Raw genomic sequence first — 11,777 nt, forward strand, 5'->3', positions numbered from 1 at the left:
TAACTGAAATTAAAAGTACTTTAAAAAAAACCACCCTACAGCAAATAGATGTAAGGTGGTTTGTTATTCGTTATCGCCCTATTATATAGATGGGTGCAAAATTGTTTTAATCATCCAAGGAATCAATAAAATCAATTGCAACCTGAGGCAGTAATACCTTATCTATTAAATGGGCAACGCCGTTTCTTGCTAAAATATCAGCCGCGACAATGTTGGCATTCACATCGTTCGTCGCATCACCGATAACAAAACCATCTGTGCCAACGACACTAATGATTTCAATATCACTTTCTGATAAGGTAGTTACCATACCTGCCGCTAAATCTTCACTTACAATTTGTCCTGATACAACATGATATAGAAGTATGGTGCTAAGTAATTCCAGTTCTTCTTCTGTATCAAAGCTTGCTATACTCGTGTAATCTGGACCCAAAGCATCTAACAAATCTAAGAAAGCTGCGTCTGAAGGGGCGAAAACCGTAGCTGGTCTGAAATAGGTGAAGTTAGTCGCCGTAGAATCCATTGCTCCGTTTGTGGCATCGATAAAGGCACCAACTAAATCAGTTGCGATCAAAGCCTCTTCCAATACGCTTAAGGCTGGAGTTTCCACTACTATGGAAGCCAAATCATCGGAAGCTAGCAAGTCAAGAAAATCTAAAGCTGCCTGAGGCAAAAGAACCTTGTCGATGATATCGACAGCACCATTTCGGGCATCTATACCAGCAGTTACAGTGGTTGCGTTTGCCGCTGTGGCGTCACCGAAAGAAAAACCTCCTCCTCCATCGGCAATTACTTCGACCGTGCTATCCTCTAATAAAGTCGGTGCTGGGCCTGCCATCAATTCAATAGAACTATCAACAGGGGTTAGTACATGGTACTTTAAAATATCGCCTAACAGGGCGATTTCCGCTTCGTTGTCAAAATCATCCAAACTATTGTAATCATCACCCAGCGCGTTTAAAAGATCACCGAAAGCGTCATTGTTAGGTGCTAAGACCCTAGCAGTATCCAGGCCTACGACCGCCTCCAATAAACCTGCCTTCTCCAAAGCGCTTGTCAGTAAGCTTAAATCCTCTGTACCAGCTGCCCATTCTGCGATGCTTGGTCTAGTGTCTATATTTAAGGCCTCAATAGCTCCTTCGGGCAACAGCACTTTGTCAATTACGTGAATAATACCATTACTCGCAAAACCATCTGCTTGAACAACAGTGGCAACAGGATTGGTTTGAGGTAAATCCGTAGCATCCAATAGCTGCACGTCATCCCCAACTATTACAGAGAGCGTGCCTCCTTCCACCGTAGTCAACGTTTGACCATCGGAAAAGTCCGTTGCCTCAAGAGAGCCTGTAACTACATGATAGGTTAATATTTGTGCGAGTAAATTGGCATCAGCAGCGGCCAACAATTGCGCCGCTGCAGTTTCATCGTCATTGGCTTCAAAACCAACTTCAGTTGCAAATGTTTCAAAAGCGGCGTCGTTCGGTGCAAATACGGTAAAAGGACCCGAACCGTTCAAAGTTCCTGGCAAGTCACCTGCCGCAGCGGACAGTGCTGCATTTAGAGAGGTTACAACACCATTTTTACCTATTGTTTCAGAAATCGTAGCTGGGCCGACCAACGCCGCCTCAGAGCCGTCCTCGTCGTCATTGCACGAGGTAAGCGTGCAAAGTATGAATAGAGAAAAAATAATACCTAAATTTCGAAATTTTGTCATGTTAGTTTATTGAAAGTTAATCTTAGAAACGTCTCAACGTTAGAAACAAACGGAGTAATGCATTTTACGACTTCCATTACCAGCCTGAATTCTGATTCAAAACTCCACCACTAAGGTCAATGGCGGTAATGGGTATCGGCAACAAATCCTGCTTTTCGGTATAGGGAGCGAATTTAGAGGAAATACTAGGAATTGTCCTAGATTCGTTTGATATATAGGCAGTCATAATTTCTTCCTCATTGTCCCACCTTCTTAAATCGAAAAGGCGATGGCCTTCCATTCCCAACTCTAATCTTCGTTCGTGACGAATCGCCTTAATAGCAAAATCTTGATTAGAAAAGCTATCGTAAGGTTCGATAACATAATTGGCCGCTGGTCCGTCTTCGCCAGGGTTCGATACATAAGTCATGTTTTTTGCACGGGTTCTTACAAGATTCACCCAAGTTAGGGCATCTCCAAGATTACCAGTCTCTGCAGCAGCTTCCGCGGCCATTAATAACAAATCCGCGTAACGGATTACATTATAATTAATACCGGAATGTTGTTGGCCCCAAGCTCCGGTTCCTTGATTGACGTCTTCTTCACCTGCACGATAAACATTCTTTGATGATAGATACGGTCCGGAAATATCGTTTTCGGTCGCACGTATCCAAGACTGCCCTGGAAAAACACCATAGCCATTATAGTTTATTCCCCTACGACCAACGGTATAATCCAGTCTTGGATCTAAGTTTCCTGTTTCCGGTGTGAAAGGGGCGTCATCGGGTAAACCGAAATCGTTCGCTACGTCGTTTTCGTTAAAAGTATCCAATAGCGGTAATCCATCGTCATCCGTTTGAAAGGCATTTACCAAATCTTGACTTGGTTGGTAAAAACCACAACATGACCCAAAAGGTCCTGGGTTTGGGAAATTTAATACCCCACCAATATTACCATTGGGAGATTGTGCATCGTCTGCGGTGAATTGAATCGCAAATATAGATTCTGCACTGTTTTCGCCAGCAGCGTCAAAATTTGAAATGAACTCTGCGTTTAGCGCGTAAGGGCCGTTGTCAATAACATCGGTAAAGAGTTGAAGTGCCGCTTCGAAATCCGATTGTTGCAAATGCACTTTACCTAAATAGGATTTTGCCGTCCAAGAAGAGGGTCTTCCAGATTCGGCTTGCTCATCGGGTAAATTATCTATGGCAAATTGAAAGTCCGCCTCGATTTGTTCCCAAATAGGACCTGGATTAGCTTGGTTGAATTCCGTATTCGCATAGTTCTCTTCAGAAATATAGGGAACATTGCCATACATACGTTGTAATTCAAAATTATAATGGCCTCTCAAAAATCGAGCTTCCGCCAATTTTCCGCTCAAATCCACATTTTCTATTGTCGGAATCAAAGCTATAACCGCATTAGCTCTGTTAACTCCTGCAAAGATCGATGACCATCTTCCTAAATAATATTCATTTGAACTGTCGGCCTTGAATGTTTCTACATCAAACAGTGGAGCTTGGTCATCATCAGTACTACCCTTATGGGCATCATCGGATAGTACATCCAACCACCAATTATCACCAGTTTGGGCAAAACCGTTTCCAGCAGCGTTATTTCGCCGTCCATCCAGCGCGGAGTATGCACCAATCAAAAGTAAATCTACCCCCGCTTCGTTTTGAACCGCTGCGTCGCTTAAGGCGCCAATAGCCGGTAATTCAGTAAATTCGTCGCTACATGCAATAAGCATGGCGAACAGTGTTATGTAGTAAATAAATCTCTTTTTCATTTTTTTACAATTTTAAATTAACTCCTAATGATAGTATTCTCGATTGCGGATATACGTTACTATCGACACCAATCGTCAAATTACTTGTAACCCCATTTATGAGAGTAACAACTTCAGGATCGAAACCGTCATAATCTGTAATCGTGAATATATTTGTTCCTGATATATAAAAACGTAACATATCGAGACCTATTTTTTCAGTAACGCTACTAGGAACGGTGTATCCTACCTGTAGGTTTTTCAGTCTAAAGAAAGAACCATCTTCGACAAAGAATGAACTTGGCTGTGTTTCTCCGGTGCCTCCTAAGCTAAGTGCAGGCAAACTGGCATCGGTATTGGTAGGTGTCCATGAATCTAAAACGCGAACACTTCTATTTCCGTCTACAAAAGTAGGGAAATCCGAGAATATTTTTTCGTAATTGTAGATGTCGTTACCTTGCGACCCATTAAAAAACGCAGATAAATCAATTCCTTTGAAAGCTACATTCAGGTTTAAACCGTAGGTAAAGTCAGGGTGTGGAGAGCCAATAAAATCGCGGTCTCCTTCAGATACGTCTCCGCTACCATCTAAATCGGCGTATGTAAATCGTCCGTTATCGTCAAAGCCAGTAACCTCCAGGCCAAAAAACGACGAAATAGGCCTTCCGACAGAGGTCCTGGTAAGAATACCGGGCCTAAAGCTAGCACCGGCTTGAAAATCACTGATAAGCTCTGTGACCTCATTTTCGTATTTCGAAATATTCGCCGTTATCCCAAAAGATAAACCGGATTCCAATGATTTGTTATAGCCAAGGCTCAAATCAAATCCGGTATTTTCGACTGTTCCTAAATTAACCAAGGGAGCGGCCGCATCAATTGCGGTAGTACTGATTAAACTATTGTCCCTTGTGATCAAATCCTTGGTTTTAATATCAAAATATTCAAACTCTAAGGACAAGGAGTTGTCAAGCATGCCCAGCTCAAAACCGACATTGGTAGCAACACTGGTTTCCCATTTCAAATCTGGGTTACCCACATCCCTCAGAATGGCCCCAGTAGAGATGGCGGCGCCGTCTATGGCATAATTCGCGAATCCTTCGCTTAAAGCATTGATATTTATGGTCGGGTTACTTGCGGGTAAAGTTTGATTACCTAGGTTACCCCATGATCCTTTTAACTTTAGCCTGTTTATAAATCCATCTTGTGGGAAAAAGTTTTCGTTACTAATTAACCAACCTGCACTAAGCGATGGGAAGGTTTCACTCTTATTGTCTCCCAAAAATCGAGAAGAAGTATCGTTTCTAAGAGTACCCGTTAAGAAGTACTTTCCGGCGTAATTATAATTGGCCGTTCCAAAAATCGAAAACAATGTGGTCGACCCGTCATAGGCGCTAATGACATTGGGCGTACCACTACCATTTTCAAGTAGGTAGAAATCAGGGGTTTCGAATAAATATCCATCTCTACTAATTGCCCCACCCTTGTTTCGTTCGCTTAACGACTCTATACCGGCTAAAGCATTGATGTTGTGCTCACCAAAAGTATTCGCATATGAAATGGTATTGGTCCAAGTCCAGTTATAGCTATTGTTCGTATCCTCTCTTAGCGTATTTGTGCCGAGTGGTTCGCCATGTTCTGGATCTAAGGCTTGAAAGCTTCTATTGTTGAACGCTTCTATATTTCCTGCCAAGGTGGTTTTTACCGTTAATCCATCCGTTAATTCCAAGGCGGCATAAACATCGCCAAATACTCTGAACAGTTTATTGAAATTATCTTTACCGCGCTCTAGCTGTGCGACCGAACTTCTAGCGTTGCTTAAACCTCCTGCCGCACCAGTACCTGCAAACCTACCCTCATCGTCGAATATTGGAATAAGTGGACTATTACGCATCGCGTCGTTTATCCTGTTACCACCAACAGTATTTGAAAATGATGCACTAAGGTGCTCTCCGACTGTAAGTCTCCCATTCTCTCCGACTTTGAATTCTGAATTCAATCGGGTAACTCCCTGTTTAAATCCAGTAGTAATTTGTATACCATCTCTGTTTAAGTAACCGACAGAGAGAAAGTACTTTCCTGTTTCACCACCATTGGATACCGATACAGAGGCGCTCTGAGTTGGAGCGGTTCTTAAAATAGCATCCAACCAATCCGTACCGCCGGGCGTAACCGTCGCGGAAGCGGGACCTCTGACAATAGGATCGTAGGAAACAACTCTTGTATACCCTTGTAAAGTGCTCGGAACCACCGCGGAACGGCCAGACCCGTATTGCGGATGGCTGAATCCAATAACCCCATCATTGTAGGCACTTTGAAAAAGCATATCACCATGTTGTTGGGCGTTCAGCAATTTCGGAACATTTGTTGCCGTTGCGAAACCACTGTACATATCTAAGGATATCGTAGGTTTTTGCTGATTGTAACCCCCACTTTTTGTGGTAATTATGATGACCCCGTTGGATGCCCTGGCTCCATAAATTGCAGCTGCACCATCTTTTAAGACATTCATCTGTGAAATGTCATTGGGGTTAATACTGTTCAATACCGAAGGATTGTCGGTTTGGACCCCATCAATTATGTAGAGTGGATTGGTATTGTTGCTAGTACCGAAGCCACGAATATTTATGTTCGGTGCCGCCCCGGGATTACCATTATTTACTACGGTTACACCACTTACCCTTCCTTGTAAAGCTTCTGCTGCATTAACGATGGGCGCCTTTGTAGCTTCAGTAATATCCACCGAGGCAACCGATCCGGTAATGTCACCTCTTGTTTGGGTAGAATATCCTGTAACCACGACCTCGTCAAGTGCAGCGGCATCCTCAGTCATTGTCACATCTACAGTCGACTGCCCGTTCACAGCGACCTCCAGCGAAGCAAAACCAATGTAACTGAATATCAGCGTTGCATCCGAATCGGCTTCGATAGCATAATTACCATCAAAATCCGTTTGGGTACCGTTCGTGGTTCCTTTAACCAATACATTGGCACCAGCTAATGGCGTTCCCGATTCATCCGTAACCGTTCCCGTCACGGTTGATTGAATCGGATTGCTCAGCATACCGATATCGTAATTGCTGGTCGAATTTGCATTGGCAATTTGCATGCCCATACAGAGGAGCATCGAAAGAAACCCAAGAGAAATAATTCCCTTTTTAGTCCACAACGAGCTGCGTTCAATTTTTTGATTCATAATCGTTTGTTGTTTGTTAGTTTAAATTAATTCAAATAAGAAATTCATATTTGCCCCATTGCGAGCATGCGAATGTGTTAAAAAAAACGTAATTAAACGGTAATAATAATAAAATAATGTGAAATAGTGAGGGGCAGGTATTTATTTTTTAATCTTTCTCAATAGGCAGTAGCTGGTTTCGTCAACTTTCCAAAACAGCGAATATTCCCATTATCATTGACTTTATACCTTTTTTCCGGATGTGGTTTCCGGAGTTTTTCAAGAAATACCAATAAGTATTAAAAAAGGAAAATTCCTTATTGGTATAACGTTTTCGTGACGCAATTTATAACGTTGTAGTTGTATTAAGTTGGCATTATGATATTTTGGAGGATACTCGCGATGTAAATTCAACTGTTGATAAGAAATCTTATGTTATTTGTAAATATGGAATTTTACTACCTAGAATCACTATTTTTTTTCTGTCCATATCGGTCGTGAAGAACAGATATTGGGAACCACCATCTAAAATTTTATGTTTTTTTCGAACGTCGGCGACACTTTCCGAAAAATTTCGGATCGTTACGTTGGCTTTCCTGATTTCAAGTTGCTTCATTTCTTTAGTGGAATAAGGGATGGTCGCCTCGATTTTGAATCGTCTTCCAGGAAAATCGACCAAATCGTAAGAAGTATATAAATGGGTATTCGAATGCAGTTTCTTCAGTTTAAATTGTTCACCTATAGACTTAAAGCCGCCTGATTTCATTATGGCCGCGTTCGGTTCGTATAAATAGTTGCGGGGTGCGGAAAAATCCGCTAAAAGCTGCATTTCCTCCGAACGGTTGAAAATGAATGTTTGTTCCATAGAATTTTGAAAGTTAATGGTCGTAACCTCAATTTCTCCTTCATGACCCTTTTTTAGCACCCAAAGTAGCTCCTTCATATCATTATTGACGGCGACAACATGAATTTGATACACATTTTTCAATTCGGATATGCCTTTGGTAATATCCAACAAGGGAGACGTTTTAATAAGGAGGTTATCCGCCTTCAGAAAAAATAGGTCTAGATGTTTCAGTACATTGGGTTCGCAATCCGACAATTGAAATACCCTTCCTTTTCTATCATCCCTTCTCGAAGGGTCTACATATAACCAGTCATAACGCTCCTTGTCTTTCTCTAAGAAAGATATTCCGTCATTCTGAATGGTAAGAATATTATCCGCCCCTAAAACCTCAAAATTATGCTGTGCGATTTTTGATAGGCTCTGATTTATTTCACAGTGAAATACACCGGCCACTTTTGAGCTGAAAAAATAACTGTCAATACCAAAACCTCCTGTAAGGTCTACCAGTGATTTTCCTGCGACGATTCTTGATTTGTATTGTGCTGTAACCTCTGAAGAAGTTTGTTCGATATGTAGCTTTTTGGGATAGTAGATATTCGGACATCCGAACCAAGTAGGAAGTTTTTTTTTACTTTTTTTCCTTGCTTCCATCTGTTCGACCAGCTCGACATTGGTAACAGTAGCGAAAAAAGGTTTTTTAAGTAAAACTGACATCATGTCAGTATTTAAATTTTCTGATATAAAATTCTGTACACCAGTATTTAGTATGTTTTTATTTAAACAGATACTATAAATTTTTAGTCAAAGATTTTACCAGTTTGTTTTCAGCCAGGAACTCCTTTAAAATTACTTTTATCGCGGTGTAGGCGGGTACGGCTACGATCATTCCGACTACTCCGAAGAGCAATCCCGCAATGATGATGATCAAGAAAATCTCAAGCGGGTGTGACTTCACACTTTGAGAGAAAATGCGAGGCTGTGAAAAGAAATTATCAATCAATTGGCCAATGAGCAAGCCTAGAAAAACCCAGCCCGCTTTTGGAAGGATTACAGTGCTAAAATCGGCATCTAGATTGCTGGTCATCGTAAGGGTAATCATGAGGACGCCTCCAATGAGCGGACCTACGTACGGAATGACATTAACGAGGGCGCATAAAAAGGCGATCACTATGGCATTTTCTACCCCGACTAGCAATAGTGTGATCATATAAATCACAAACAAGATAAAAAGTTGCAGGAGCAGGCCGGCAAAATATCTTGATAGCAGGTTGTTTATTTTGTCTATAGACTTTATCGTACGTGCTTCCTGGTCTTTGGCAACCAACGCCAAGATTCCTTTCTGGAACAATTTGCTGTCCTTGAGGAAAAAGAAGGAGATGAACAATACCGATAGCAACCCAACGCTTGCCGAACTTAGCACTCCTAGCAAAGAATTGAGAAAATCAGGAATAAAACCAATATCCAAGCCTTCAATGAGGTTTTTGTCAATATCAGTCTCCTCTAGAATCTCGTTGACCACTTCGGGCGAGGCACCTAAATATTGGGTTATCTGCTTGTAGAGGGTATTAAAGTTTCTTTGTAGTTCATCAATATCCAAAAGAGATAGGTTTTTACCTTGTTCGGATAATAACGGTACGAAAAGCGCGATAATACCTGCTAGAATTCCGACAAAGAACAACATGGTTAAAATCACCGCCAGTATATTCGGAAACTTAAGTCGCTTTCTTAGAAACAGTACGATAGGCCTTCCGATGAGAGCGGTAACGGCAGCAATGGCCAAATAGGCGATGACCGATTGTATTTTATACAAAAAGAATAGAAGTAGTGCAACACCCAAGAGCACGCCTACCGCTCTCAATATTCCATTCGCGATCGTTTTTGATGTCATGATATTCAGCTAAAAGTCAAAGTTTGTTTTAGAACCGGCTTAGTGCTTAAAAACGTAGGAAATAATGTTGGCACCCATTTGCAGGGCTTTTTTCCGAACTTCTTCCGAATCGTTGTGTACCGCCGCGTCCTCCCATCCGTCACCCAAATCGGCCTCGAATGTAAACAACAGCACAAGCCTTCCCTCATCGAAAATTCCGAGTGCTTGGGGCCGTTTGCCATCGTGTTCATGAATTTTGGGCAGTCCGTCTTGAAAATCGTATTCCTGTTTGAAAATAGGGTGGTCCGCACCCAATTCTTCCAGCTCCTTGTTCGGGAATACTTTGCGCAACTCTTTTCGTAAATACGGTTCCATGCCATAGTTATCGTCAATATGGAGGAAGCCCCCCGATAACAGGTAATTTTGGAGATTCTCGGCCTCTTCATCGGAGAAGACCACATTCCCATGCCCAGTCATGTGCAAAAAAGGATATTGAAAAATGGTAAGACTACCGACTTCTACATTATCGGTTTTTTCGGGAATGTCGGTTCCGATGTTCACATTGCAAAATCGAATCAAGTTGGGCAGCGCTGTGGGGTTCGAATACCAGTCGCCTCCTCCTTTATATTTTAGAATAGCAATTTCTTGGGCACCTACGTTAGCGCACACAAAAAAAATACAAAGTATGGTGGGTACAGTAAGTTGTTTCATCTTTAGACGTACTAAAAGGGTAACTCGATAAAAATCCAGCATTCAAAAGTAACAATTATCATGTTGAAAAGATTTTTTATTCCCGTAATAGTTGTCATTACCATGGTAGCGATTGGTTTTACAGATCGAAAGGATTTAGAAAACATAGAGCAAAATAGTAGTGATTTAAATAAAAGCACCTATGAACCAATAGTTGTGCTAGAACTTTTTACTTCCCAGGGATGCTCATCTTGTCCGGCCGCCGATAGGTTATTGGAGGAGGTAAAAGAACGATATCCAGAACAGGTTTTCACACTTTCATATCACGTAGATTATTGGAATTATATCGGCTGGCAAGACCCGTTCAGTAGTTCGGAGCATGCAAAGAAGCAGCGCATATACAATGAAAAGCTCAAGTATAATGGTAATTATACCCCTGAAGTCGTGGTTAATGGAAAATGGCATTTTACCGGATCGAATCGTGTAAAGATGAATGAGGCAATAGCCTATTATAAGAAAGAAAGGGTGGCTAATGACGTGGCAATTTCCAAAGTTGAGTCAAAAAACGATGTAGTCGTTTTTCACTATAAGCTTAATGGTAATCTTGAGGATAAAATTTTACGCGCGATTTTGGTTTTAGACGAACGAACCACAGAAATAAAGAGGGGCGAAAATCGCGATCGGACCATAAAAAACACGAACATCGTAGTTGCGGAAAATCAAGTGACTTTACAAGCCGATGCTGGAAAAGGTAGGATTACCGTTCCCAAAGAAGTGAGGACTACAGATAAGTTGCACCTGATACTTTTGGTAGAAAATAACAACCACGATATTACCGCAGCTGCCAAGAAAGCACTTTAGGGATTGTGAATGCCTTTTAAGCGTTATTGATAAGATTGACTATAGCGCATGCCATGATAGCGGCCGTTTCGGTGCGGAGTCTGCTTTTGCCAAGTGATACCGGAATATATCCCATTGCAGTAGCGTCACTTATTTCTTCCGATGTGAAATCGCCCTCAGGTCCAATGAGGAGGGTTATATCGGTATCAGGGGCCACACGTCGTTTTAGCTCTGACTTTTCGACTTCTTCACAATGGGCGATAAAGCGCAACGGGTTCTGCTCGTTCTCTAAAAATTGTTGCAATGTTACGGCCTTGTTAAATTTGGGCAAGTAGGCACGCAGACTCTGCTTCATTGCTGATTGAATAACCTTCTCCATACGTTCCGGCTTAATGATTTTTCGTTCCGATCGAGTACAGATAATCGGCGTAATTTCATCAACACCTATTTCTGTGGCCTTTTCCAGAAACCATTCATAGCGGTCGTTCATTTTTGTCGGGGCGACGGCCAAGTGCAACGAGTGTCTTTTTGGATGCTTTTTCCGACTCTTAATAATTTGGACCTCACATTTTTTGGCATTGGCAGTTGTGATTTTTACAGTAAAAATATACCCTTTTCCATTGGTGATGTGTAGTAGGTCGTCTTCCTTTTTGCGAAGGACTTTTATGATGTGTTTGCTTTCTTCCGCTGACAATGAAAACTCCGTATCGGCTTCGTTTATATCGGCATTGTAGAATAATTGCATGCTATTGTGTTTAGAAGACCGAATTGTAAAAATTAATATGGTAGTACTCCTTCTGCTCGGTCGTCGTATCGATTCTCGCAGGAAGACTTATTTATATTTTTCAAAACAATGTAAGTGCGATTAGCTGCCTTAATTGATAAGCACCTCTAAAATAG

The 11,777-nt window shown here is 41.6% G+C and carries 8 protein-coding genes; 1 reads left to right on the forward strand and 7 read right to left on the reverse strand.

The genetic code is table 11. The features are described from left to right. Positions 1-106: 106 nt before the first annotated feature. The 6 genes from FGM00_RS05780 to FGM00_RS05805 form a co-directional block, all read right to left on the reverse strand. A complete protein-coding gene (locus tag FGM00_RS05780) occupies positions 107-1,714 on the reverse strand; it encodes a fasciclin domain-containing protein (protein ID WP_138851985.1) in 1,608 nt (535 codons plus the stop codon). 76 nt (positions 1,715-1,790) lie between these two features. Beyond that, the gene (locus tag FGM00_RS05785) at positions 1,791-3,482 is read right to left on the reverse strand and encodes a RagB/SusD family nutrient uptake outer membrane protein (protein WP_138851986.1); all 1,692 of its coding nucleotides are present in this window, start codon (positions 3,480-3,482) and stop codon (positions 1,791-1,793) included. A 4-nt stretch (positions 3,483-3,486) separates the two neighbouring features. Then, entirely contained in the window at positions 3,487-6,654 is a 3,168-nt protein-coding gene (locus FGM00_RS05790) for a SusC/RagA family TonB-linked outer membrane protein (protein ID WP_236262940.1), read from the reverse strand. Between the two features lie 409 nt (positions 6,655-7,063). Continuing rightward, a complete protein-coding gene (locus FGM00_RS05795) occupies positions 7,064-8,197 on the reverse strand; it encodes a THUMP-like domain-containing protein (RefSeq protein WP_317130262.1) in 1,134 nt (377 codons plus the stop codon). A 70-nt stretch (positions 8,198-8,267) separates the two neighbouring features. Further along, positions 8,268-9,368: an AI-2E family transporter gene (locus FGM00_RS05800; RefSeq protein WP_138851988.1), complete on the reverse strand. Its 1,101-nt coding sequence runs from the start codon at positions 9,366-9,368 to the stop codon at positions 8,268-8,270. A gap of 39 nt (positions 9,369-9,407) precedes the next feature. Next, positions 9,408-10,058, reverse strand: a complete 651-nt coding sequence (locus FGM00_RS05805) for a DUF4159 domain-containing protein (protein WP_138851989.1) — start codon at positions 10,056-10,058, stop codon at positions 9,408-9,410. 60 nt (positions 10,059-10,118) lie between these two features. On the opposite strand from FGM00_RS05805, the gene FGM00_RS05810 reads away from it, so the two are divergent. After that, on the forward strand, positions 10,119-10,898 hold the full coding sequence (locus FGM00_RS05810) for a DUF1223 domain-containing protein (protein ID WP_138851990.1): 780 nt from the start codon (positions 10,119-10,121) through the stop codon (positions 10,896-10,898). A 16-nt stretch (positions 10,899-10,914) separates the two neighbouring features. Here FGM00_RS05810 and FGM00_RS05815 read toward each other — a convergent pair whose 3' ends face one another. Beyond that, positions 10,915-11,622 (reverse strand): 16S rRNA (uracil(1498)-N(3))-methyltransferase, encoded by a 708-nt coding sequence (locus FGM00_RS05815; protein ID WP_138851991.1) that lies wholly within the window; start codon positions 11,620-11,622, stop codon positions 10,915-10,917. Positions 11,623-11,777: the final 155 nt, after the last annotated feature.

It is taken from the genome of Aggregatimonas sangjinii (genome assembly GCF_005943945.1).
GTDB classification, from domain to species: domain Bacteria; phylum Bacteroidota; class Bacteroidia; order Flavobacteriales; family Flavobacteriaceae; genus Pelagihabitans; species Pelagihabitans sangjinii.

What these genes read in the sequence shown, in the direction of transcription:
- FGM00_RS05780 (WP_138851985.1), bottom strand. Translation starts at nt 1,714, where the DNA reads ATGACAAAATTTCGAAATTTAGGTATTATTTTTTCTCTATTCATACTT.
- FGM00_RS05785 (WP_138851986.1), bottom strand. Translation starts at nt 3,482, where the DNA reads ATGAAAAAGAGATTTATTTACTACATAACACTGTTCGCCATGCTTATT.
- FGM00_RS05790 (WP_236262940.1), bottom strand. Translation starts at nt 6,654, where the DNA reads ATGAATCAAAAAATTGAACGCAGCTCGTTGTGGACTAAAAAGGGAATT.
- FGM00_RS05795 (WP_317130262.1), bottom strand. Translation starts at nt 8,197, where the DNA reads ATGATGTCAGTTTTACTTAAAAAACCTTTTTTCGCTACTGTTACCAAT.
- FGM00_RS05800 (WP_138851988.1), bottom strand. Translation starts at nt 9,368, where the DNA reads ATGACATCAAAAACGATCGCGAATGGAATATTGAGAGCGGTAGGCGTG.
- FGM00_RS05805 (WP_138851989.1), bottom strand. Translation starts at nt 10,058, where the DNA reads ATGAAACAACTTACTGTACCCACCATACTTTGTATTTTTTTTGTGTGC.
- FGM00_RS05810 (WP_138851990.1), top strand. Translation starts at nt 10,119, where the DNA reads ATGTTGAAAAGATTTTTTATTCCCGTAATAGTTGTCATTACCATGGTA.
- FGM00_RS05815 (WP_138851991.1), bottom strand. Translation starts at nt 11,622, where the DNA reads ATGCAATTATTCTACAATGCCGATATAAACGAAGCCGATACGGAGTTT.